Origin of the sequence: Pseudomonas sp. 2822-17 (genome assembly GCF_002742485.1) — a bacterium.
Lineage (GTDB): Bacteria > Pseudomonadota > Gammaproteobacteria > Pseudomonadales > Pseudomonadaceae > Aquipseudomonas > Aquipseudomonas cyclaminis.
In genome coordinates this window covers 74,657-96,922 of sequence record NZ_LJRZ01000295.1, presented here as the reverse complement: position 1 = coordinate 96,922, position 22,266 = coordinate 74,657, and the positions used below count along the sequence as shown (strand labels likewise).

Genomic DNA, 22,266 nt, shown 5'->3' with positions numbered 1-22,266 from the left:
TAACGACAACGGATTCTGTAGGAGTACATCGTGCGTAAGTTGACTCAATTGGTTCTGCTGGCCACCGTGCTGGTAACCACCCCGGCCTTCGCCGAAATGAAAATCGCCGTCCTGAACTATCAGATGGCATTGCTGGAGTCCGACGCGGCCAAGAAATACGCCGTGGATGCCGAGAAGAAATTCGGTCCGCAACTGACCAAGCTCAAGACACTGGAAAGCAGCGCCAAGGGCATCCAGGATCGTCTGGTAGCCGGTGGCGATAAAATGCAGCAAGGCGAGCGCGAGCGCCTGGAGCTTGAATTCAAGCAAAAGGCCCGCGACTACCAGTTCCAATCCAAGGAACTGAACGAAGCCAAGGCTGTTGCCGACCGTGAAATGCTCAAGCAGCTCAAGCCGAAACTCGACAGTGCTGTGGAAGAAGTCATCAAGAAAGGTGCCTTTGACCTGGTGTTCGAGCGTGGCGCAGTGATCGACGTCAAGCCTCAATACGACATCACCCGTCAGGTGATCGAGCGCATGAACCAGCTGAAGTAAGCCATGACCGCGACTATCAAGCTCGGCGAGTTGGCCGAGTTCCTGGGGGCCACCTTGCGTGGCTCCCAGGAGAAGGAAATCACTGGGCTAGCCACCTTGCAGGAGGCTGGCCCAGCTCAGTTGAGCTTCCTCGCAAACCCTCAATACCGTAAATACCTCGTCGACAGCCAAGCCGCAGCCGTATTGCTCAAGGCTGCTGACGCCGAAGGGTTTGCCGGGGATGCGCTGGTGGTAGCTGATCCGTACCTGGCCTATGCGCAGGTGTCGCACCTGTTCGATCCGAAACCCAAGGCAGCCAGCGGTATTCACCCGTCGGCGGTGATCGCCGATGATGCCCAGGTTGATCCTGGCGCGAGCGTTGGCGCCTTTGCGGTGATCGAGAGTGGTGCGCGCATTGCGGCCGGTGTAACCGTTGGTGCGCATTGCTTTATTGGTGCGCGCTGTGAAATCGGAGCCGATGGCTGGCTGGCACCCCGCGTGACCCTGTACCACGATGTGCGTATCGGTGAGCGTGTGGTCATTCAGTCAGGTGCTGTGATCGGCGGGGAGGGCTTCGGTTTTGCCAACTCCAAAGGTATCTGGAACAAGATTGCCCAGGTCGGCGGCGTTTTGATCGGCGACGACGTGGAAATCGGTGTCAACACAGCTGTCGATCGCGGGGCCTTGGCCGATACCGTGATCGGCAACGGTGTGAAGCTCGACAACCAGATCCAGATTGCCCACAACGTGCAGATTGGCGATCACACCGCCATGGCGGCGTGCGTGGGTATTTCCGGCAGCACCAGGATCGGTAAGCATTGCATGCTTGCCGGTGGCGTCGGGCTGGTGGGGCATATCGATATTTGCGACAACGTTTTCATCACCGGCATGACCATGGTGACCCACTCGATTACCGAGCCGGGGGCCTATTCATCCGGTACCGCCATGCAGCCTGCGGCTGAATGGCGCAAGAGTGCAGCACGGTTGAGGCAGCTCGACGACATGGCTCGACGTCTCAAACAGCTGGAAAAGCGTGTTGGGGACGTGACCCCTGGCGGTAATGCTTCATCAGAAGGCTGATACCATTTCCATATCAAGTGTGCACAGCCGCTAGACTTGCCTCCTTGATTTGCTAGCGGGGCGTGCGTTTAGTCGCCCGCCCCCAATCTTTATTACAGGCTTCCCCCCGAAATGATGGACATCAACGAGATTCGCGAATACCTGCCTCACCGTTACCCGTTCCTGCTGGTGGACCGCGTAGTGGACCTCAATGTTGAGGAAAAGCGCATTCGTGCCTACAAGAATGTCAGCATCAACGAACCGTTCTTCAATGGTCACTTTCCCGCGCATCCCATCATGCCGGGCGTGTTGATCATCGAAGCGATGGCCCAGGCTGCCGGTATCCTTGGTTTCAAAATGCTTGACCTCAAGCCTGCCGACGGCACGCTTTACTATTTCGTGGGCTCCGACAAGTTGCGTTTCCGCAATCCTGTCACCCCGGGTGACCAGTTGATCCTGGAAGCCAAGTTCATCAGCTGCAAGCGCCAGATCTGGAAGTTCGAATGCCAGGCCTCGGTGGACGGCAAGCCGGTGTGCTCTGCCGAGATCATCTGTGCGGAACGCAAACTATGAGTTTGATTGACCCTCGCGCAATCATCGATCCGTCGGCCGTTCTGGCCGCCGACGTTGAGGTCGGCCCTTGGTCGATCATCGGCGCAGGTGTGGAAATCGGCGAGGGGACTGTCATCGGGCCGCACGTGATCCTCAAAGGTCCGACCCGCATTGGCAAACACAATCGCATCTACCAGTTTTCCTCGGTAGGCGAAGACACCCCGGACATGAAGTACAAGGGTGAAGAGACACGCTTGGTAATCGGTGATCACAACATCATCCGTGAAGGCGTGACCATTCACCGTGGCACCGTGCAGGATCGTGCTGAGACCACTCTGGGTGATCACAACCTGGTCATGGCTTATGCCCATATCGGCCACGACAGCGTGATCGGCAACCACTGCATCCTGGTCAACAATACGGCGTTGGCTGGCCATGTGCACGTTGACGACTGGGCGATCCTGTCTGGTTTCACCCTGGTGCATCAGTATTGCCATATCGGCGCCCACAGTTTTTCTGGCATGGGCACCGCCATTGGCAAGGATGTCCCTGCGTTCGTCACGGTGTTCGGCAACCCCGCCGAAGCCCGCAGCATGAACTTCGAAGGCATGCGCCGTCGTGGCTTCAGCGAAGAGGCCATCCATGCCCTGCGCCGTGCCTACAAGGTGGTTTACCGCCAGGGGCTGACGGTTGACCAGGCGTTGGCCCAACTGACCGAGCCGGCAGCGTTGTTCCCGGAAGTCGCGGTGTTCCGTGATTCGATCCAGGCATCGACCCGCGGCATCACCCGCTGATCATGGCCAATCTGCGTATTGCGCTGGTGGCCGGAGAAGCTTCCGGCGATATTCTCGGCGCAGGTCTGATGCGGGCCCTCAAGGTCCAGCATCCGGCGGTGGAGTTTATTGGCGTCGGTGGTCCGCTGATGCAGGCTGAAGGCCTTGTGTCCTACTTTCCCATGGAGCGCCTGTCGGTCATGGGGTTGGTGGAAGTGCTGGGTCGCCTGCGTGAGCTGTTGGCGCGCCGCAAGCTGCTGATTCAGACCCTGATCGAAGAAAAGCCCGACGTCTTCATCGGAATCGACGCGCCGGACTTCACCCTCAATATCGAACTCAAGTTGCGTCAGGCCGGGATCAAGACCGTGCATTACGTCAGCCCCTCCGTGTGGGCATGGCGACAGAAACGTGTGCTGAAGATCCGTGAAGGCTGTGACCTGATGTTGACCCTGCTGCCGTTCGAGGCCAGGTTCTACGAAGAACAGGGCGTGCCGGTGCGGTTTGTCGGGCATACCCTGGCGGACGACATCCCGTTACAGGCGGACCGTGCAGCGGCCCGCGCGCAGTTGGGCTTGCCCGATGGCCCGCTTGTCGCGTTGATGCCGGGCAGTCGGGGTGGCGAAGTCGGCCGGCTGGCCAGCGTGTTCTTCGATGCCGCCGAACGCCTGCAAGCCTTGAAGCCGGGTGTGCGTTTCGTATTGCCCTGTGCCAGCCCGCAGCGCCGTGCGCAGATCGAAACGCTGCTGGAAGGTCGCAACCTGCCGTTGACCCTGCTCGATGGCCAATCGCACCTGGCCCTGGCGGCCTGCGATGCGGTGCTGATTGCCTCAGGCACGGCCACCCTGGAGGCCTTGCTCTACAAGCGTCCGATGGTCGTGGCGTATCGCCTGGCGGCGCTGACGTTCTGGATTCTCAAGCGCATGGTCAAAAGTCCCTACATCTCTTTGCCCAACTTGCTGGCCCAACGCCTGTTGGTGCCGGAGTTGTTGCAGGACGATGCAACGCCCGAGGCCTTGGCACAGACACTGCTGCCATTGATCGATGGCGGCGAAGAACAGACCCGAGGGTTTGATGAGATTCATCGCACCCTGCGCCGTGACGCATCGAACCAGGCGGCGGATGCCGTATTGACCTTGATCGGCCACAAACAGGAAGCTTTATGAGTACGCAAATGGGCCTGGATTTCAGCCTCGTTGCCCAGGCCGACGAACTGGTGGCCGGTGTTGACGAAGTAGGGCGCGGCCCCCTGTGCGGCGCTGTGGTCACGGCAGCGGTGATTCTTGACCCGAACCGTCCGATCCTCGGCCTGAATGATTCGAAGAAGCTCACCGAAGCGCGCCGCGAAAAGCTCTACGACGAGATCTGTGAGAAAGCCCTGAGCTGGCATATTGCCCGGGCCGAAGTCGAGGAAATCGACGAGTTGAACATCCTTCACGCCACCATGCTCGCCATGCAGCGTGCCGTTGAAGGCCTGCACATCACGCCCAAGCTCGCGATGATCGACGGCAACCGCTGCCCTAAACTCGCGATGGCGGCCGAGGCGGTGGTCAAGGGTGACAGCAAGGTCCCGGCCATCGCCGCGGCTTCGATCCTGGCCAAGGTCAGCCGTGACCGGGAAATGGCGGCGTTCGAGTTGATCTACCCTGGCTACGGCATCGGTGGGCATAAGGGCTATCCGACGCCCGTTCATCTGGAAGCCCTGGCCCGGCTCGGCCCCACGCCGATCCACCGCCGCTCGTTTGCCCCGGTACGCCTGGCTTACGAGGCGCGGGAGAGTCTCAGCGAGGTGTAGTCGCGAGGCTGATGTTTTTGCCAAGGCCCGGTACAATCCGGGCCTTGTTGTTTCCACGTATAAGACAGGATCACTATGCCGGCTTCATTCGTTCACCTGCGCCTGCACACTGAGTACTCCCTGGTCGACGGCCTGGTACGGATCAAACCCCTGGTCAAAACCCTGGTGGGCATGAACATGCCAGCGGTGGCGGTGACCGATCAGAACAACATGTGCTCCCTGGTCAAGTTCTACAAGAACGCGATGGGCGCCGGCATCAAGCCCATCTGCGGCGCCGACCTGTGGTTGTCCAATAAAGATCCGGATAATGCGCTGAGCCGCATCAGCCTGCTGGCGATGAACGGCGTCGGTTATCGCAACCTCACGGAACTGATCTCCCGCGGCTTTATCGATGGCCAGCGCAACGGTTCGATCATTATCGAGCGTGAATGGGTCGCCGAGGCCAACGAAGGCCTGATCATGCTGTCGGCCGCTAAAGAGGGTGAGATTGGCCTTGCGCTGCTGGGCGGCAACCCCCAGGAAGCCGAAGTGCTGGCCAAGGAGTGGATGCAGGTCTTCCCCGACCGTTTCTACCTGGAAGTGCAGCGCACCAATCGCCCCAATGATGAAGAGCACCTGCACGCCGCGGTAGCCCTGGCCGATAAGCTGGGCGCGCCACTGGTTGCTACCAACGATGTGCGCTTTATCAAGAAGGAAGATTTCGAAGCCCACGAAACGCGGGTGTGTATCGGCGAAGGCCGGGCCCTGGATGACCCGCGTCGCTCGAAAAACTACAGCGAAGAGCAATACCTCAAAAGCGCCGACGAGATGGCCGAGCTGTTCAGCGATCTGCCCGAGGCCCTGGAAAACTCCGTCGAGATTGCCAAGCGCTGCAACATTGAAGTGAAGCTGGGCAAGCACTTCCTGCCCAACTTTCCGATCCCCGATGGCATGACCATCGATGAGTATTTCCGCAAGGTGTCGTTCGATGGCCTGGAAGAGCGGCTCACCGTGCTGCTGCCCAAGGACACCACCGAGGACTATGAAGCCAAGCGCCAGGTGTATGTCGACCGGCTCAATTTCGAGCTGGATATCATCATCCAGATGGGGTTCCCCGGTTACTTCCTGATCGTAATGGACTTTATCCAGTGGGCTAAAAGCAACGGCGTGCCCGTCGGCCCTGGCCGTGGGTCGGGCGCCGGCTCGCTGGTGGCCTATGTACAGAAGATCACCGACCTCGACCCCCTGGAATATGACCTGCTGTTCGAACGGTTCCTCAACCCGGAACGGGTTTCCATGCCCGACTTCGACGTCGACTTCTGCATGGACGGTCGTGACCGTGTGATCGAATACGTGGCCGAGAAATATGGCCGCAATGCCGTCAGCCAGATCATTACCTTCGGTTCCATGGCCGCCAAAGCGGTTATCCGCGACGTGGCGCGAGTGCAGGGCAAGTCCTACGGCCTGGCCGACCGCCTGTCGAAGATGATCCCGTTCGAAGTCGGCATGACCCTGGAAAAGGCCTACGAGCAGGAAGAAATCCTGCGTGACTTCATCAAGATCGATGAAGAAGCCGCTGAAATCTGGGACATGGCCCGCAAGCTCGAAGGCGTGGTGCGTAACGTTGGTAAACACGCGGGTGGCGTGGTAATTGCGCCGACCAAGCTCACTGACTTTTCGCCGATCTATTGCGACGAAGAGGGCGGCGGCCTGGTTACCCAGTTCGACAAGGACGACGTGGAGGCGGCTGGCCTGGTGAAGTTCGACTTCCTCGGCCTGCGGACGCTGACCATCATCGACTGGGCGCTCAAGACCATCAACCGCGAGCGCGCCAAGGTCGACGAAGAGCCGCTGGATATTGCGTTCATCCCACTGGACGACAAGCCGACGTACCAGTTGCTGCAAAAAGCTGAAACGACCGCAGTGTTCCAGCTTGAGTCGCGGGGCATGAAAGAGCTGATCAAAAAGCTCAAGCCCGACTGCCTGGAAGACTTGATCGCACTGGTGGCCCTGTTCCGTCCGGGCCCACTGCAATCGGGCATGGTTGACGACTTCATCAACCGTAAGCACGGCCGCGCCGAATTGGCGTACCCGCACTCCGACTATCAGTACGAAGGCCTCAAGCCCGTACTGGCGCCGACCTACGGCATCATCCTGTACCAGGAACAGGTGATGCAGATCGCCCAGGTCATGGCGGGCTACACCCTTGGCGGCGCGGACATGCTGCGTCGAGCCATGGGTAAAAAGAAACCCGAGGAAATGGCCAAGCAGCGCGGCGGTTTCATTGAAGGTTGCGCCACCAACAATATCGATGCCGACCTGGCCGGTAACATTTTCGACCTGGTGGAAAAATTCGCCGGTTATGGCTTCAACAAATCCCACTCCGCCGCCTACGGCCTGGTGTCGTACCAGACCGCGTGGCTGAAAGCCCACTACCCGGCGCCGTTCATGGCGGCGGTACTCTCGGCGGATATGCACAACACCGACAAGGTCGTGACCTTGATCGAGGAAGTGCGCACCATGAAGCTGCGCCTCGATGCTCCGGACGTGAACGCCTCGGAGTTCAAGTTCACGGTTAACGACGAGGGCCGCATCATTTATGGCCTGGGCGCGATCAAGGGCGTGGGCGAAGGCCCGGTGGAGGCGATCACCGAAGCGCGTCAGGACGGGCCGTTCAAGGACCTGTTCGACTTCTGCGCACGGGTTGACCTCAAGCGCATCAACAAGCGAACCCTTGATGGCTTGATCCGCAGCGGCGCGCTGGACCGTCTTGGCCCGTACTTCCACGACGAGCCGAAAGCCTACCAGGCGAATATCGACCGCAACCGCGCGGTGCTGCTGACCGCCATGGAGGAAGCGATCAAGGCTGCCGAACAGACTGCCCGCACCCATGACAGCGGCCATGCCGACCTGTTTGGCGGGTTGTTCGTCGAAGAAGACGCGGACGTGTACGGCAACCACCGCAAGGCCAAGGAATTGACCCTCAAGGAACGTCTCAAGGGTGAAAAAGACACCTTGGGCCTGTACCTCACCGGTCACCCGATTGACGAATACGAAGGCGAGATCCGCCGTTTCGCCCGCCAGCGCATCATCGACCTGAAACCGGCGCGGGACACCCAAACCGTCGCGGGCATGATCATCGCCCTGCGGGTGATGAAAAATAAGAAGGGCGACAAGATGGGTTTCATCACCCTCGACGACCGTTCGGGGCGCATCGAGGCGTCGCTGTTTGCCGACGCCTTCCATTCGGCGCAATCGCTGCTGCAGACCGATGCCATGGTGGTGGTGGAGGGGGAGGTCAGCAACGATGACTTCTCCGGTGGCCTGCGCCTGCGTATCAAGCGGGTAATGAGCATGGAAGATGCACGTACCAACCTGGCTGAAAGCCTGCGTTTGAAGGTCCAGACCGAGGCGCTCAAGGGCGATCAGCTACGCTGGTTGGGCGACCTGCTCAAGCGCCACCGTGGCGCATGCCCGGTGACCATGGAGTACACCGGCAATGACGCCAAGGCCATGTTGCAGTTCGGCGAGACCTGGCGAATTGATCCTGCTGATGGCTTGATTCAAGCTTTGCGTGACCAGTTCGGCCGAGACAACGTCTTCCTCCAATACCGCTGACGGTCAGCACGTCTGACCTCGGCTGAACATTTAATCTCGACCTGAACGCGCCTCTCCCTTAAGGTAGGGCGCGAACAGACAACCGGCTGGCCAGGCACGCCCTGGCCGTCGACCCAAGACGGACGCTTATGAACCCGAATTTTCTTGATTTCGAACAGCCGATCGCTGACCTGCAAGCCAAGATCGAAGAGCTGCGCCTGGTCGGCAATGACAATTCGCTGAATATCGGCGATGAGATCGCCCGCCTGCAAGACAAGAGCAGCACCCTTACCGAAGACATCTTCGGCAAGCTGACCAGCTGGCAGATCGCGCGCCTGGCCCGCCACCCGCGCCGTCCATACACCCTGGACTACATTCAGCACATCTTCACCGAGTTCGACGAGCTGCATGGCGACCGCCACTTCTCCGACGACGCGGCCATCGTGGGCGGTATCGCTCGCCTGGACGACCAGCCGGTGATGGTGATCGGTCACCAGAAAGGCCGTGAAGTGCGCGAGAAAGTCCGCCGCAACTTTGGCATGCCGCGTCCGGAAGGCTACCGCAAGGCATGCCGCCTGATGGAAATGGCCGAGCGTTTCAAAATGCCGATCCTGACCTTCATTGACACGCCGGGTGCCTACCCAGGTATCGACGCTGAAGAGCGCAACCAGAGCGAAGCGATTGCCTGGAACCTGCGTGTCATGTCCCGCCTGAAGACCCCGATCATCGCCACCGTGATTGGTGAAGGTGGTTCCGGCGGTGCACTGGCCATTGGCGTGTGCGACCAACTGAACATGTTGCAGTATTCGACCTACGCGGTGATCTCCCCCGAAGGTTGTGCCTCGATCCTGTGGAAAACCGCGGAAAAGGCGCCGGACGCTGCTGAAGCCATGGGCATCACCGCCGATCGCCTCAAAGGCCTTGGCATCGTGGACAAAGTGATCGCCGAGCCACTGGGCGGCGCCCACCGCGACCCGGCCGCTGCCGCTGCGACCATCCGTGCCGAGTTGGGCTCGCAACTGGCGATGCTCAAGAAGCTGGATAACGAAGCACTGCTGGCCCGTCGTTACGAGCGCCTGATGAGCTACGGTCTCTAAAGTCGCAGCAAGACCAAGTGTGGGAGGGGGCTTGCCCCGATAGCTGGGTGTCAGTCAACCAATCGGGTGGCTGACCCACTGTTATCGGGGGCAAACCCCCTCCCACATTTGCTTTGTGTATGCTGGGTTATCGCATTACAGATCGATGGCGGTACTTTCCATGAAGCCCTGCTTAACCGCCAGACTACGGCACGCCTTGGCCCCCTGGCGCAACGCCCCCGCCTTGCATGTCGCTTTCTCCGGCGGTCTTGATTCCACTGTCCTGCTCCACCTCCTCGCCAGCACCGAACACCTCCCGCCGCTCAGCGCCGTTCATGTCCACCATGGCCTGCAGGCTGCTGCTGATGCCTGGCCAAGTCATTGCCAGTCAGTTTGTGACAGCCTGGGCGTGCCCTTGCGCGTCATGCACGTACAGGTCCAGCCAGGCGCGAGTCTTGAGCGTGCCGCCCGTGAGGCGCGTTACCAGGCGTTGGCCGAGGTGGTCGGGGCAGGGGAGGTCTTGCTCACGGGCCAGCATCGCGACGATCAGGCTGAGACTCTGCTGTTTCGCCTCTTGCGCGGGGCCGGGGTGCGCGGGTTGGCAGCGATACCGGTGCAGCGTCCATTGGCGGGGGGGCATCTGCTGCGCCCGTTACTGGATGCCTCCCGTGCGGAACTGGAGGCTTACGCCCACGAGCATCAATTGGAGTGGATCGAGGATCCATCCAATGCCGATCCACGGTTCTCCCGTAATTACCTGCGCCACCGAGTGTTCCCTGTCCTCACGGAACGCTGGCCCCAGGCTGTCTCAAGCCTGGCCCGTACCGCCGAGCACCTGAGCGACGCGCAGGGACTGCTTGATGAGCTGGCCCGCATGGACTTGCAGTTCGCGGATCGACCTTCGCCGTTGCCCTGGCTTCAGTTGCCATCCCTGGATTTGGCAGCACTGCGCAAGCTTTCCGATGCCCGCCAGCGCAACGCCCTGCGTCACTGGCTGGCTCCGCTCACCCGGTTGCCCGACAGTGATCACTGGGCCAGTTGGTATTCCTTACGTGATGCCAAGGCCGACGCACAGCCGCTATGGCGCTTGGCTGACGGCGAGTTGCACCGCTGTGGCGAGCGCATCTGGTGGTTGCCTGCGATCTGGTCGGAATTTTCCGACGCAACGGTGAGCTGGCCCGATCCGCAAAACCCACTAGAGTTACCCGGCAATGGCCTGCTGAGCATTATCGGCGAGGCGCCCGAAGGCCCGCTGGAGGTGCGTTATCGCCAGGGCGGTGAAATCGTCGAGGTGCCCGGCCGAGGTCGGCGTGACTTGAAGCGCCTGCTTAACGAAAGTGGCGTGCCGGGTTTCGTCCGTGGCAGATTGCCGCTGCTGTATCGGGGCGAGCAATTGCTGGGCGTGCCCAGCCTCATTGGGCATTGGGCGGCACCCAGTCGAGGCTGGCAATTACATTGGATGCCACAGACCTGCGATCAAGGTTTGAGCTGATAGCGCCTTTCCGGTAGACTACGCTCCCTTCTTGATACAACTTCTGTGGATTCGCCTGAATCGCAGCAGTTGCCGATTACCAAGCAGTCTTTGCTGGGCGATTCCAAAAAATGTGTAGCGATCAACGTACTGGCAGTTTCACTGCTGGTCTGTCACAACGCGGCGGTTTTTTTGAAAGGTGCACTGTGATTAATGCAGGTGATCGGGGGCTTCGGCCTCTCTTCGCTTTCCCCGGCGGCTCGGACCGCTTTAACGCAGACTTCTAGGGTTTTTCATGACGCGCTACATATTCGTCACGGGCGGTGTTGTTTCTTCATTGGGGAAAGGCATTGCCTCCGCTTCATTGGCGGCCATCCTGGAGGCGCGGGGGCTTAAAGTCACCATGCTCAAGCTGGACCCGTACATCAACGTCGACCCGGGCACCATGAGCCCGTTCCAGCACGGTGAAGTGTTCGTCACACACGACGGCGCCGAGACTGACCTGGACCTGGGCCACTACGAGCGGTTCATCCGCACGACCATGACCCAGAACAACAACTTCACCACCGGCCGTGTCTACGAGCACGTGCTGCGCAAGGAGCGCCGTGGTGACTACCTGGGTGCAACCATCCAGGTGATCCCGCACATCACCGACGAAATCAAGCGCCGCATCATCAAGGGTGCAGGCGATGCCGACGTGGCGATGGTCGAGATCGGTGGCACCGTGGGTGACATCGAATCCCAACCGTTCCTCGAAGCCATCCGCCAGTTGCGTTTCGAAGTCGGCGCCAAGCGCGCGATGCTGATGCACCTGACCTTGGTGCCTTACATCGCCACCGCCGGCGAAACCAAGACCAAGCCAACCCAGCACTCGGTCAAGGAACTGCGTTCCATCGGCCTGCAGCCGGACGTGCTGGTGTGCCGTTCCGATCACCCGATCGATATTTCCTCGCGTCGCAAGATCGCGCAGTTCACCAACGTCGAAGAACGTGCGGTGATTGCCCTGGAAGACGCCGACACCATCTACAAGATCCCGGGCATCCTGCACTCGCAAGGCCTGGACGATTTTGTGGTCGAGCGTTTCGGCCTGCAGTGCAATGGCGCGGACCTGTCCGAATGGGAAGCCGTGGTCGACGCCAAGCTCAATCCTGAGCATGAAGTCACCATCGCCATGGTCGGCAAGTACATGGAGCTGCTGGACGCGTACAAATCGCTGATCGAAGCGATGAGCCACGCCGGTATCAGCAACCGTACCAAGGTCAACCTGCGCTACATCGACTCCGAAGACATCGAGAACCAGGGCACTGCGCTGCTCGAAGGTGTTGACGCGATTCTTGTTCCCGGCGGTTTCGGCCTGCGTGGCGTGGAAGGCAAGATCACCGCCGTGCAGTACGCTCGTGAGAACAAGGTGCCGTACCTGGGTATCTGCCTGGGTATGCAAGTGGCCGTTATCGAGTTCGCCCGTAACGTGCTGGGCTGGAAAGACGCCAACTCCACCGAGTTCGACAGCAAGAGCGGTCACCCGGTCGTGGGCCTGATCACCGAGTGGGAAGACGCCACTGGCGCTGTTGAAACCCGTACCGAAAGCTCCGACCTGGGCGGCACCATGCGCCTTGGCGCGCAGGATTGCCTGCTGGAGCCGGGCTCGCTGGTTCACGATTGCTACGGCAAGGACGTGATCGTCGAGCGTCACCGTCACCGCTACGAGGTGAACAACAACCTGCTGCCACAGATCAAGGAAGCCGGCCTGAAAATCTCCGGTCGCTCCGGTGATGGCGCGCTGGTTGAAGTGGTCGAGGCACCGGATCATCCATGGTTCGTCGCTTGCCAGTTCCACCCAGAGTTCACCTCGACTCCACGCGACGGTCACCCGTTGTTCAGCGGTTTCGTCAAAGCTGCACTGACGCAACATCAGAAGAAGGCGTAAACCTGATGGCCCAGAAGATCATTCGCGTAGGCGACATCGAGATTGCCAACGACAAGCCCATGGTGCTGTTCGGCGGCATGAACGTGCTGGAAAGCCGTGACATGGCGATGCAGGTCTGTGAAGAGTACGTAAAGGTTACCCAGAAACTGGGTATCCCTTACGTGTTCAAGGCCAGCTTCGACAAGGCCAACCGTTCGTCCGTGACCTCCTATCGCGGCCCAGGCCTTGAAGAAGGCATGCGGATCTTCCAGGACATCAAGCAAGCCTTCGGTGTGCCGATCATCACCGACGTCCACGAGCCTGAACAGGCCGCCGTGGTCGCCGAAGTATGCGACATCATCCAGTTGCCGGCCTTCCTGTCGCGCCAGACCGATCTGGTCGTCGCGATGGCCAAGACCGGCGCAGTGATCAATATCAAGAAAGCCCAGTTCCTCGCGCCCCAGGAGATGAAACACATCCTGAACAAGTGCGTGGAAGCGGGTAACGACCAGTTGATCCTCTGCGAGCGCGGTTCGAGCTTCGGCTACAACAACCTCGTGGTGGACATGCTCGGTTTCGGCATCATGAAACAGTTCGAATACCCGGTGTTCTTCGACGTGACCCACGCGCTGCAAATGCCCGGTGGTCGCGCCGACTCCGCCGGTGGGCGTCGTGCCCAGGTACTGGACCTGGCCAAGGCCGGCATCAGCCAGTCCCTGGCTGGCCTGTTCCTGGAAGCCCACCCGGATCCGGACAACGCCAAATGCGACGGTCCATGTGCCTTGCGCCTGGACAAGCTGGAGCCATTCCTGGCCCAGCTCAAGCAGTTGGACGAACTGGTCAAGAGTTTTCCGACGGTAGAGACCGCGTAAGCGTCGTTTCTCCGGTAGACTTTCCCACGTTTTCTGTTCAGGCCCTCGGGCCTGAGCCTTGTCGCCTGCAAGCCTGCCCCGTTGTTCCACCCTTGCGGTCGGTCAAAAGTTTCCCTTCAGCTGCGTCGTTTTCGTCAACTTTGGAGTGTTTACAACAATGGCAAAAATCGTCGACATCAAAGGTCGTGAAGTTCTCGACTCCCGTGGCAACCCCACCGTCGAAGCCGACGTGCTTCTCGATAACGGCATCATCGGCAGCGCCTGCGCGCCGTCCGGTGCTTCCACCGGTTCGCGCGAAGCGCTGGAACTGCGTGATGGCGACAAGAGCCGTTACCTGGGCAAGGGTGTACTCAAGGCTGTAGCCAACATCAACGGCCCGATCCGTGACCTGTTGCTGGGCAAGGATCCGCTGGACCAGAAAGCCCTGGACCACGCGATGATCAAGCTCGACGGCACCGAAAACAAAGGTAGCCTGGGCGCCAACGCCATCCTCGCCGTGTCCCTGGCCGCTGCCAAGGCTGCTGCTCAGGACCAGGACCTGCCGCTGTACGCTCACATCGCCAACCTGAACGGTACGCCGGGTGTCTATTCGATGCCGGTGCCGATGATGAACATCATCAACGGTGGCGAGCACGCTGATAACAACGTCGACATCCAGGAATTCATGGTGCAGCCGGTTGGCGCCAAGACCTTCTCCGAAGGCCTGCGCATGGGCACCGAGATCTTCCATCACCTGAAAGCTGTCCTGAAGGCCCGTGGCCTGAGCACTGCCGTAGGCGACGAAGGTGGTTTCGCACCCAACCTGGCGTCCAACGAAGATGCACTGAAAGTAATCTCCGAAGCCGTGGCCAACGCTGGCTACACGCTGGGCACCGACGTGACCCTGGCCCTGGACTGCGCCGCCAGCGAATTCTATGAAGACGGCAAATACAACCTGTCCGGCGAAGGCCAGGTGTTCAACTCCGAAGGTTTCGCTGAGTACCTGAAGGGCCTGACCCAGCGCTATCCGATCATCTCGATCGAAGACGGCCTGGACGAGTCCGATTGGGACGGCTGGAAAATCCTCACCGACAAGATCGGCGAGAAAGTCCAACTGGTGGGCGACGACCTGTTCGTGACCAACACCAAGATCCTGAAGGAAGGCATCGATAAAAAGATCGCCAACTCGATCCTGATCAAGTTCAACCAGATCGGCACCCTGACCGAAACCCTGGAAGCCATCCAGATGGCCAAGGCTGCGGGCTACACCGCCGTAATCTCCCATCGCTCCGGCGAAACCGAAGATTCGACCATTGCCGACCTGGCCGTGGGTACCTCGGCGGGCCAGATCAAGACCGGTTCCCTGTGCCGTTCCGATCGCGTTTCCAAGTACAACCAATTGCTGCGTATCGAAGAGCAACTGGCGGGCAAAGCCAAGTACAACGGTCGCGGTGAGTTTCGCGGCTGATCTGTAAATGCTAAAAAGTCGGCGGATTGCGTCGGAAAGTTCACGGAAGTGAACATTTCGACGCTAATCTGATGGCTATCAAGCACAAGCCTGGTTCTTCCAGGCTTCGTGCTATCAGTTGCTTCAAAAGTTAGGCATGGCTGTCTTTTTTCACTGGATACCCGATATTCGATGCGCAGTCCCAATTGGTTGTTCCTCGTCTTGCTCTTGTTGCTGGCTGGCCTGCAGTACCGCCTGTGGGTGGGTAATGGCAGCTTTGCGCAGGTAAAAGACCTGACTGAGCAAATTGCGGCACAGCACGCCGAAAACGAGATCTTGCTGGAGCGCAACCGCGTCCTGGATGCTGAAGTGCTTGAGCTGAAAAAAGGCACGGAGACCGTTGAAGAGCGGGCTCGTCATGAACTGGGCATGGTCAAGGAGGGCGAAACCCTCTACCAGTTGGCCCAATGAGTAACAGTTTGCCGGCCTTCTGGGCCGTGATTCCTGCCGCGGGCGTCGGTGCCCGTATGGCTGCGGACCGTCCCAAGCAATATTTGCAACTGGGCGGGCGCACTATTCTTGAACACAGCCTTGGCTGTTTTCTCGACCACCCGGCGCTCAAGGGCCTGGTGGTCAGTCTTGCTTGTGATGACCCCTATTGGCCAAACCTGGCATGTGCCACTGACCCGCGTATCCAGCGTGCGGACGGTGGCGCCGAGCGCTCGGGTTCTGTGCTTAACGCGTTGCTGCAGCTCAATGCCCTGGGCGCCAGCGATGAGGATTGGGTGTTGGTGCATGATGCTGCCCGGCCTAATCTGAGTCGTGAGGACCTCGACAATTTATTGAGCGAACTGGCTGACGATCCCGTCGGCGGCCTTTTGGCTGTGCCGGCGCGCGATACCCTGAAGCGTGCCGACAAGCAGGGTCGGGTGGTGGAAACCGTGGATCGCAGTCTCATCTGGCAAGCCTACACGCCGCAGATGTTTCGCCTCGGCGCCTTGCACCGCGCATTGGCTGACAGCCTGGTGGCCGATGCGCTTATCACCGACGAAGCCTCGGCCATGGAGTGGTCCGGTCAGGCGCCGCGCCTGATAGAAGGGCGTACGGACAATATCAAGGTGACCCGGCCGGAGGATCTTGAGTGGTTGCGGTTGCGGTGGGCGAATCGGCGGTAATCAGCGGAACCGCTATAGGGGGCTTGCCCCCCGATGAGGCCCGCCCAAGCAACATCCAATCAACGACTGTACTCCGGCCTCCCGGCCAACCCCTCCTTCAAGAAATCCACCAGCTTCCTGACCTTCGGCGACAAATGCCGCTGTTGCGGATATAGCGCCCACACCGCCGTATTCGGCGGCTGGTGCGCCTCAAGCAGCGACACCAGCGCGCCGCTGTGCAAGTGCTCCAGCACGTAATAGTCCGGCAACTGACACAACCCAACCCCCTGCAACGCCGCGTCCAGCACCGCCTGCCCACTGTTGCAGCGCCAGTTTCCCTGCACCCGCTGGGAGAATTCGCGCCCGTCCTGGGCCAGTTGCCAAATATCCGAACTGCCGATCAGGCAGTTGTGCCGGCTCAATTCCGACAAGCTATGTGGCCGACCGTACCGTGCCAAGTAGGACGGCGAGGCGCACAAGTACATGCGGCGCGGCGCGAGGCGGCTGGCGACCATTCGCGAATCCTGCAGGCGCCCCAGGCGAATCGCCAGGTCCAGGCCCTCATGCACGAGATCCAACTGGCGGTTGCTCAATTCGATATCCACCCGCAACTGAGGGTAAAGCCCCATGAATCGCGTCACCAACGGCACAATAAAACGTTCGCCGTAAGCCACGGCGCAGGTCATGCGCAGCATGCCTTTGGGTTCGCTGGCGAGGTCGCCTACCGCACGCAGGGCTTCTTCGCGACCGTCCTGCAAGCGTTGGCAGTGTTGCAGGAAAGTCTGGCCGGCTTCGGTCAGCGTCACCTTGCGCGTACTGCGATACAACAATCGTGTTTGCAGTCGCTCTTCCAGACGGGCCACCTGCCGGCTGATATGGGATGAGGACACGCCCAGGCGCTCGGCCGCCGCCGTGAATTGGCTGCACTCGGCCACGGCGACAAATTCATCGATGCCTTCCCAGCGGTTTTCCAACATGGTGATTGTCCCTGTACAGCAATAAAGTTTTGCTTTTGCCTGGATTATTAATCAGTGGGGCATGTTTTACACTCGCCGTCTCAGTTTTAAACTCCCTGGAGAAACACCGGATGATCAAGTCCCGCGCCGCCGTCGCCTTCGAAGCCAAGAAACCCCTTGAGATTGTTGAGGTGGATGTCGCCATGCCCAAGGCTGGCGAAGTCCTGTTGCGCGTGGTGGCTTCCGGCGTATGCCACACCGACGCCTACACCCTGTCGGGCGCCGACCCGGAAGGTATCTTCCCGTCGATCCTCGGCCACGAAGGCGGTGCGGTGGTTGAAGCCATCGGCGAGGGCGTTACCTCGGTCGCCGTTGGTGACCATGTGATCCCGCTGTACACCCCGGAATGCGGCAAGTGCAAATTCTGCCTGTCGGGCAAGACCAACCTGTGCCAGGCCATCCGTTCTACCCAGGGCAAAGGCTTGATGCCGGATGGCACCACGCGCTTTTCCTACAAGGGCCAGCCGATTTTCCACTACATGGGCACCTCGACCTTCTCCGAGTACACCGTGTTGCCGGAAATCTCCGTGGCCAAGATTGCTAAAGACGCGCCGCTGGAAAAAGTCTGCCTGCTTGGTTGCGGCGTCACCACAGGCATCGGTGCGGTGCTCAACACTGCCAAGGTCAAACCGGGCGATACCGTGGCTATCTTCGGGCTGGGCGGCATCGGCCTGTCAGCGGTGATCGGCGCGGTCAAGGCCAAGGCCGGTCGCATCATTGCCATCGACATCAACCCGGCCAAGTTCGAAATTGCCAAGCAATTGGGCGCAACCGACTGCATCAACCCGAAAGACTACGACCGCCCGATCCAGGACGTGATTGTTGATTTGACCGACGGCGGCGTGGACTTTTCCTTCGAATGCATCGGCAACGTGCAACTGATGCGTGCCGCACTTGAGTGCTGCCATAAAGGCTGGGGCGAGTCGGTGATCATCGGTGTAGCCGGTGCTGGCCAGGAAATCGCTACCCGTCCGTTCCAGTTGGTGACCGGTCGCGTCTGGCGTGGTTCGGCGTTCGGTGGTGTGCGCGGTCGTACTGAATTGCCAAGCTACGTGGAAATGGCCCAGACCGGCGAGATCCCGCTGGACACCTTCATCACCCACACCATGGGCCTGGAAGACATCAACAAAGCGTTTGACCTGATGCATGAAGGCAAAAGCATTCGTACCGTCATCCACTTCTGAGGTCGGCCATGAGTCTGGAAAACCTGTCCTGCCAGAAGAGCTTCGGCGGCTGGCATAAACGCTACAAGCATCATTCCGACGTGCTCGATTGCGACATGACCTTCGCCGTTTACCTGCCGCCGCAAGCGGAGCAGGGCGGCAAGCTGCCGGTGCTGTATTGGCTGTCCGGGTTGACCTGCACCGACGAGAACTTCATGCAGAAGGCTGGCGCACAGCGCATGGCCGCCGAGCTGGGGTTGATCATCGTTGCGCCGGACACCAGCCCTCGCGGTCCCGGTGTGCCGGGTGATCCGGATAACGCCTGGGACTTCGGTCTGGGGGCCGGTTTCTATCTGAATGCCACGCAGGAACCGTGGGCCAGGCATTATCGGATGCATGACTACGTGGTGCAGGAATTGCCGGCGTTGGTTGAAGCGCATTTCCCTGCTTCGGATAAACGCGGTATCAGCGGCCACTCCATGGGCGGACACGGTGCGCTGGTGTGCGCGCTGCGCAACCCGGGGCGTTACCAGTCGGTGTCGGCGTTCTCGCCGATCAACAACCCGATGGATTGCCCGTGGGGCCAGAAAGCCTTCTCCCGTTACCTGGGCGAAGAGCGCTCGAAGTGGCGTGAATGGGATGCCTGCGTATTGATCAGCGAAGCCTCGCAAAAGCTGCCCTTGCTGGTGGACCAGGGCGATCGCGACGATTTCCTCGCGGTGCAGCTCAAGCCTGAAGCCCTGCGGCAAGCAGCCAAGGCGGCCAAGCATCCGCTGGAACTGCGCCTGCAACCTGGCTATGACCATAGCTATTTCTTCATCGCCAGCTTCATCGAAGACCATTTGCGACACCATGGTCGTGCTTTGCTCGGTTAATGTGAGGCAAAAGTAGGTAGAATCACGCCCTGAATTAAATCGGGGCGTTTTTTTATGCGTATTGGCCACGGCTACGATGTGCACCGTTTCGCTGAAGGCGATTTCATCACCCTGGGCGGCGTGCGCATTGCGCACCACCATGGGCTGCTGGCTCATTCCGACGGCGACGTGGTGTTGCATGCCTTGAGCGATGCCTTGCTCGGCGCTGCGGCGTTGGGTGATATCGGCAAGCACTTTCCGGACACCGACCCCACCTTCAAGGGCGCGGACAGCCGGGTATTGCTGCGCCACGTGGTCGGCCTGATCCACGCCAAGGGCTGGAAGGTCGGTAACGTCGACAACACCATCGTCGCCCAGGCACCGAAGATGGCGCCCCATATCGAATCGATGCGCGCACTGATTGCCGCAGACCTGCAAATTGAATTGGATCAAGTCAACGTGAAAGCCACCACCACCGAAAAGCTCGGGTTTACCGGTCGTGAAGAGGGCATTGCGGTGCACTCCGTCGCCTTGTTGCTGCGCGCATGAATGATCTGGAATTGCTGGGCCCGCGTGCCTACGGCGAGGCTTTGGGCAGTGCGGTCCTGAAGGCCACGGCTGAAGATTTCCAGGTCGACGAAGTGCTGGATATCCCGCTGACCGGCGAGGGCGAGCACTTGTGGCTGTGGGTGGAAAAACGTGGCCTCAATACTGAGGAAGCTGCGCGCCGTATCGCCAAGGCTGCCGGCGTGCCGTTGCGCACCGTCAGCTATGCCGGGCTCAAGGACCGCCAGGCGCTGACCCGCCAGTGGTTCAGCGTGCAACTGCCGGGCAAGGCCGACCCCGACATGAGCGCTGCAGAAAACGACACCCTCAAGATTCTCAAAACCGCCCGCCACAAGCGCAAACTGCAACGCGGCGCGCACGCGGCCAACGGGTTCACCTTGCGCCTGACCCAGCTGGCCGGCGATACCGCCGCCATCGATGCGCGTTTGCAGCTGATTGCGCAGCACGGCATTCCCAATTATTTCGGCACCCAGCGTTTTGGCCACAACGGTGGCAATGTGGTCGACGCCCGTGAGTGGGCCGCGCGCAAGGCCCTGCCAGAGCAGCGCAACGTGCGTTCGCGGTTGTTGTCTACGGCGCGCAGTTTCCTGTTCAACAAGGTCCTGGCAGCACGGGTCGCCGACGGTTCCTGGCAGCGTGCGCAAGTGGGTGATCTGCTGGCGTTTACTGACAGTCGCAGTTTTTTCCCGGCGGGAGAGGCTGAGTGCAGTGACCCGCGCCTGGCGATCCTTGATCTGCACCCCACTGGCCCGCAGTGGGGCGAAGGCGATTCGCCCGCGACCGGTGCCACCCATGAACTGGAGCAGGCGATCGCCGCCAGTGAAGCCGACCTGCGCGATTGGCTGGTGAATGCCGGCATGAGCCAGGAACGTCGCATTCTGCGACTGCCCATTGGCGGGTTGACGTGGCATTATCCCGGGCCTGACATTCTGCAATTGGAATTCGTCCTGCCGGCCGGATGCTTCGCCACTGTCTTGGTGCGCGAGCTTGTTGATCTGGTGCCGGTGGGGCAGACGGACAGCCCATGCGTATTCTGATATCAAACGATGACGGTGCCACCGCACCCGGCCTTGCCGCGCTCTATGCTGCGCTGCAGGATTACGCCGAGTGCGTGGTGGTTGCCCCCGACCAGGACAAGAGTGGTGCCAGCAGTTCGCTGACGCTCGACCGTCCCCTGCACCCGCAGGTTCTGGCCAATGGCTTTATCAGCGTCAACGGTACGCCCACCGACTGCGTGCACCTGGCCATCAACAGCCTGTTGGATCAAGAGCCGGACCTTGTGGTGTCGGGCATCAACCTCGGCGCCAACCTGGGCGACGACGTGCTGTATTCCGGCACCGTGGCGGCAGCGCTCGAAGGGCGCTTCCTGGGCCGTACCTCGTTCGCTTTTTCGTTTGCCTCGCGGCAACTGGACAACCTGCCCACCGCCGCCTATTTCGCACGCAAGCTGGTGGAGGCGCATGCCTCCCTGGACCTGCCGCCGCGTACAGTGCTCAACGTCAATATTCCCAATTTGCCCCTCGACCATATCCGTGGCATCCAACTGACGCGCCTGGGCCATCGCGCCCGTGCAGCAGCGCCGTTGAAAGTGGTCGACCCGCGCGGCAAGGAAGGCTATTGGATTGCAGCAGCCGGTGATGCCGAAGACGGGGGCGAGGGCACGGACTTTCATGCGGTGATGCAAGGTTATGTGTCGATTACCCCGTTGCAATTCGACCGAACCTTCAGCGATGCCTTCAGTGGTCTCGAAGGCTGGCTGGAGGGATTGCGCTGATGGCTCGTGAACAAGACGACCTGCTGCGTCGGGGCATCGGGATGACCTCCCAGCGCACCCGTGAGCGTTTGATCCAGCGCCTGTACGAAGAAGGGTTGTCCAACGCCCAGGTGTTGGAAGTGATCCGCCGTACGCCTCGCCATCTGTTTGTCGATGAGGCCCTGGCCCATCGCGCCTATGAAGATACGGCCTTGCCCATCGGGCATAACCAGACCATCTCCCAGCCCTACATGGTGGCGCGCATGAGCGAGCTGCTGCTGGCCGCAGGGCCGCTGGACAAGGTGCTGGAGATCGGCACCGGTTCCGGGTACCAGACCGCCGTGCTGTCGCAGCTGGTGGAGCGTGTGTTCTCGGTGGAGCGCATCAAGGTGCTTCAGGATCGTGCCAAGGAACGCCTGGTGGAACTGAACCTGCGCAACGTGGTGTTTCGCTGGGGGGATGGCTGGGAAGGCTGGCCGGCGCTGGCGCCTTACAACGGCATCATCGTCACCGCCGTGGCCACCGATGTTCCGCAAGCGCTGCTCGACCAGTTGGCCCCGGGCGGGCGCCTGGTCATCCCGGTGGGCTCCGGCGAAGTGCAACAATTGATGCTTATTGTCCGTGAGGACGACGGTTTTTCCCGGCATGTATTGGGCGCCGTGCGCTTTGTTCCGTTACTCAACGGCCCGCTGGCTTGATGAATTTTCGCCGTCAGTGAATTCTGCGGATGGGGATGTGTCTTA

21 protein-coding genes are annotated in these 22,266 nt (G+C 60.3%); 20 read left to right on the top strand and 1 reads right to left on the bottom strand.

Annotated elements, in window-relative coordinates:
* Positions 1 to 30: 30 nt before the first annotated feature.
* From AOA60_RS04440 to ispD, 14 genes are all read left to right on the top strand, one after another.
* Entirely contained in the window at positions 31 to 534 is a 504-nt protein-coding gene (locus AOA60_RS04440; protein ID WP_003172279.1) for an OmpH family outer membrane protein, read from the top strand.
* A gap of 3 nt (positions 535 to 537) precedes the next feature.
* Positions 538 to 1,593 (top strand): UDP-3-O-(3-hydroxymyristoyl)glucosamine N-acyltransferase, encoded by a 1,056-nt coding sequence (gene lpxD / locus AOA60_RS04435; RefSeq protein ID WP_099583351.1) that lies wholly within the window; start codon positions 538 to 540, stop codon positions 1,591 to 1,593.
* A gap of 111 nt (positions 1,594 to 1,704) precedes the next feature.
* A complete protein-coding gene (fabZ, locus tag AOA60_RS04430; RefSeq protein ID WP_003172281.1) occupies positions 1,705 to 2,145 on the top strand; it encodes a 3-hydroxyacyl-ACP dehydratase FabZ in 441 nt (146 codons plus the stop codon).
* Positions 2,142 to 2,918, top strand: a complete 777-nt coding sequence (gene lpxA / locus AOA60_RS04425; RefSeq protein WP_099583350.1) for an acyl-ACP--UDP-N-acetylglucosamine O-acyltransferase — start codon at positions 2,142 to 2,144, stop codon at positions 2,916 to 2,918. The genes fabZ and lpxA overlap by 4 nt, the downstream gene beginning before the upstream one ends.
* Positions 2,919 to 2,920: 2 nt before the next feature.
* Positions 2,921 to 4,060 (top strand): lipid-A-disaccharide synthase, encoded by a 1,140-nt coding sequence (gene lpxB, locus AOA60_RS04420; RefSeq protein ID WP_099583349.1) that lies wholly within the window; start codon positions 2,921 to 2,923, stop codon positions 4,058 to 4,060.
* Positions 4,057 to 4,689, top strand: coding sequence for a ribonuclease HII (gene rnhB, locus AOA60_RS04415; RefSeq protein WP_099583348.1), 633 nt, complete (start codon positions 4,057 to 4,059; stop codon positions 4,687 to 4,689). The genes lpxB and rnhB overlap by 4 nt, the downstream gene beginning before the upstream one ends.
* A 75-nt stretch (positions 4,690 to 4,764) precedes the next feature.
* A complete protein-coding gene (gene dnaE / locus AOA60_RS04410; protein WP_099583347.1) occupies positions 4,765 to 8,286 on the top strand; it encodes a DNA polymerase III subunit alpha in 3,522 nt (1,173 codons plus the stop codon).
* A gap of 128 nt (positions 8,287 to 8,414) precedes the next feature.
* Positions 8,415 to 9,362 (top strand): acetyl-CoA carboxylase carboxyltransferase subunit alpha, encoded by a 948-nt coding sequence (locus AOA60_RS04405; RefSeq protein WP_003172288.1) that lies wholly within the window; start codon positions 8,415 to 8,417, stop codon positions 9,360 to 9,362.
* Positions 9,363 to 9,522: 160 nt separating this feature from the next.
* On the top strand, positions 9,523 to 10,833 hold the full coding sequence (gene tilS / locus AOA60_RS04400; RefSeq protein WP_099583346.1) for a tRNA lysidine(34) synthetase TilS: 1,311 nt from the start codon (positions 9,523 to 9,525) through the stop codon (positions 10,831 to 10,833).
* Between the two features lie 274 nt (positions 10,834 to 11,107).
* Entirely contained in the window at positions 11,108 to 12,739 is a 1,632-nt protein-coding gene (locus AOA60_RS04395) for a CTP synthase (protein WP_032891641.1), read from the top strand.
* A gap of 5 nt (positions 12,740 to 12,744) precedes the next feature.
* Entirely contained in the window at positions 12,745 to 13,590 is an 846-nt protein-coding gene (gene kdsA / locus AOA60_RS04390) for a 3-deoxy-8-phosphooctulonate synthase (RefSeq protein ID WP_010563535.1), read from the top strand.
* Positions 13,591 to 13,747: 157 nt separating this feature from the next.
* Entirely contained in the window at positions 13,748 to 15,037 is a 1,290-nt protein-coding gene (eno, locus tag AOA60_RS04385; protein ID WP_053137218.1) for a phosphopyruvate hydratase, read from the top strand.
* A gap of 171 nt (positions 15,038 to 15,208) precedes the next feature.
* Positions 15,209 to 15,487 (top strand): cell division protein FtsB, encoded by a 279-nt coding sequence (gene ftsB / locus AOA60_RS04380; RefSeq protein WP_003231201.1) that lies wholly within the window; start codon positions 15,209 to 15,211, stop codon positions 15,485 to 15,487.
* On the top strand, positions 15,484 to 16,191 hold the full coding sequence (gene ispD, locus AOA60_RS04375) for a 2-C-methyl-D-erythritol 4-phosphate cytidylyltransferase (RefSeq protein WP_099583345.1): 708 nt from the start codon (positions 15,484 to 15,486) through the stop codon (positions 16,189 to 16,191). The genes ftsB and ispD overlap by 4 nt, the downstream gene beginning before the upstream one ends.
* A 59-nt stretch (positions 16,192 to 16,250) precedes the next feature.
* On the opposite strand, the gene AOA60_RS04370 is transcribed toward ispD, so the two are convergent.
* Entirely contained in the window at positions 16,251 to 17,147 is an 897-nt protein-coding gene (locus tag AOA60_RS04370; RefSeq protein WP_099583344.1) for a LysR substrate-binding domain-containing protein, read from the bottom strand.
* A 110-nt stretch (positions 17,148 to 17,257) separates the two neighbouring features.
* On the opposite strand from AOA60_RS04370, the gene AOA60_RS04365 reads away from it, so the two are divergent.
* The 6 genes from AOA60_RS04365 to AOA60_RS04340 are packed head-to-tail and all read left to right on the top strand — an operon-like array spanning position 17,258 to position 22,221.
* Positions 17,258 to 18,370, top strand: coding sequence for an S-(hydroxymethyl)glutathione dehydrogenase/class III alcohol dehydrogenase (locus AOA60_RS04365; RefSeq protein ID WP_057701300.1), 1,113 nt, complete (start codon positions 17,258 to 17,260; stop codon positions 18,368 to 18,370).
* Between the two features lie 8 nt (positions 18,371 to 18,378).
* Positions 18,379 to 19,224 carry an S-formylglutathione hydrolase gene (gene fghA, locus AOA60_RS04360; RefSeq protein WP_099583343.1) on the top strand — a complete coding sequence of 282 codons (846 nt, stop codon included), beginning with the start codon at positions 18,379 to 18,381 and terminating at the stop codon, positions 19,222 to 19,224.
* Between the two features lie 54 nt (positions 19,225 to 19,278).
* Positions 19,279 to 19,752 carry a 2-C-methyl-D-erythritol 2,4-cyclodiphosphate synthase gene (ispF, locus tag AOA60_RS04355; protein ID WP_012722614.1) on the top strand — a complete coding sequence of 158 codons (474 nt, stop codon included), beginning with the start codon at positions 19,279 to 19,281 and terminating at the stop codon, positions 19,750 to 19,752.
* On the top strand, positions 19,749 to 20,807 hold the full coding sequence (gene truD / locus AOA60_RS04350; RefSeq protein WP_099583342.1) for a tRNA pseudouridine(13) synthase TruD: 1,059 nt from the start codon (positions 19,749 to 19,751) through the stop codon (positions 20,805 to 20,807). The genes ispF and truD overlap by 4 nt, the downstream gene beginning before the upstream one ends.
* The gene (gene surE / locus AOA60_RS04345; RefSeq protein WP_099583341.1) at positions 20,795 to 21,544 is read left to right on the top strand and encodes a 5'/3'-nucleotidase SurE; all 750 of its coding nucleotides are present in this window, start codon (positions 20,795 to 20,797) and stop codon (positions 21,542 to 21,544) included. The genes truD and surE overlap by 13 nt, the downstream gene beginning before the upstream one ends.
* Before the next feature lie 41 nt (positions 21,545 to 21,585).
* On the top strand, positions 21,586 to 22,221 hold the full coding sequence (locus AOA60_RS04340) for a protein-L-isoaspartate(D-aspartate) O-methyltransferase (RefSeq protein ID WP_169899534.1): 636 nt from the start codon (positions 21,586 to 21,588) through the stop codon (positions 22,219 to 22,221).
* Positions 22,222 to 22,266: the final 45 nt, after the last annotated feature.

Excerpts from the sequence above, each read along its gene's own strand:
- lpxD (WP_099583351.1), top strand. The coding sequence starts at position 538 with ATGACCGCGACTATCAAGCTCGGCGAGTTGGCCGAGTTCCTGGGGGCC.
- fabZ (WP_003172281.1), top strand. The coding sequence starts at position 1,705 with ATGATGGACATCAACGAGATTCGCGAATACCTGCCTCACCGTTACCCG.
- lpxA (WP_099583350.1), top strand. The coding sequence starts at position 2,142 with ATGAGTTTGATTGACCCTCGCGCAATCATCGATCCGTCGGCCGTTCTG.
- lpxB (WP_099583349.1), top strand. The coding sequence starts at position 2,921 with ATGGCCAATCTGCGTATTGCGCTGGTGGCCGGAGAAGCTTCCGGCGAT.
- rnhB (WP_099583348.1), top strand. The coding sequence starts at position 4,057 with ATGAGTACGCAAATGGGCCTGGATTTCAGCCTCGTTGCCCAGGCCGAC.
- dnaE (WP_099583347.1), top strand. The coding sequence starts at position 4,765 with ATGCCGGCTTCATTCGTTCACCTGCGCCTGCACACTGAGTACTCCCTG.
- AOA60_RS04405 (WP_003172288.1), top strand. The coding sequence starts at position 8,415 with ATGAACCCGAATTTTCTTGATTTCGAACAGCCGATCGCTGACCTGCAA.
- tilS (WP_099583346.1), top strand. The coding sequence starts at position 9,523 with ATGAAGCCCTGCTTAACCGCCAGACTACGGCACGCCTTGGCCCCCTGG.
- AOA60_RS04395 (WP_032891641.1), top strand. The coding sequence starts at position 11,108 with ATGACGCGCTACATATTCGTCACGGGCGGTGTTGTTTCTTCATTGGGG.
- kdsA (WP_010563535.1), top strand. The coding sequence starts at position 12,745 with ATGGCCCAGAAGATCATTCGCGTAGGCGACATCGAGATTGCCAACGAC.
- eno (WP_053137218.1), top strand. The coding sequence starts at position 13,748 with ATGGCAAAAATCGTCGACATCAAAGGTCGTGAAGTTCTCGACTCCCGT.
- ftsB (WP_003231201.1), top strand. The coding sequence starts at position 15,209 with ATGCGCAGTCCCAATTGGTTGTTCCTCGTCTTGCTCTTGTTGCTGGCT.
- ispD (WP_099583345.1), top strand. The coding sequence starts at position 15,484 with ATGAGTAACAGTTTGCCGGCCTTCTGGGCCGTGATTCCTGCCGCGGGC.
- AOA60_RS04370 (WP_099583344.1), bottom strand. The coding sequence starts at position 17,147 with ATGTTGGAAAACCGCTGGGAAGGCATCGATGAATTTGTCGCCGTGGCC.
- AOA60_RS04365 (WP_057701300.1), top strand. The coding sequence starts at position 17,258 with ATGATCAAGTCCCGCGCCGCCGTCGCCTTCGAAGCCAAGAAACCCCTT.
- fghA (WP_099583343.1), top strand. The coding sequence starts at position 18,379 with ATGAGTCTGGAAAACCTGTCCTGCCAGAAGAGCTTCGGCGGCTGGCAT.
- ispF (WP_012722614.1), top strand. The coding sequence starts at position 19,279 with ATGCGTATTGGCCACGGCTACGATGTGCACCGTTTCGCTGAAGGCGAT.
- truD (WP_099583342.1), top strand. The coding sequence starts at position 19,749 with ATGAATGATCTGGAATTGCTGGGCCCGCGTGCCTACGGCGAGGCTTTG.
- surE (WP_099583341.1), top strand. The coding sequence starts at position 20,795 with ATGCGTATTCTGATATCAAACGATGACGGTGCCACCGCACCCGGCCTT.
- AOA60_RS04340 (WP_169899534.1), top strand. The coding sequence starts at position 21,586 with ATGACCTCCCAGCGCACCCGTGAGCGTTTGATCCAGCGCCTGTACGAA.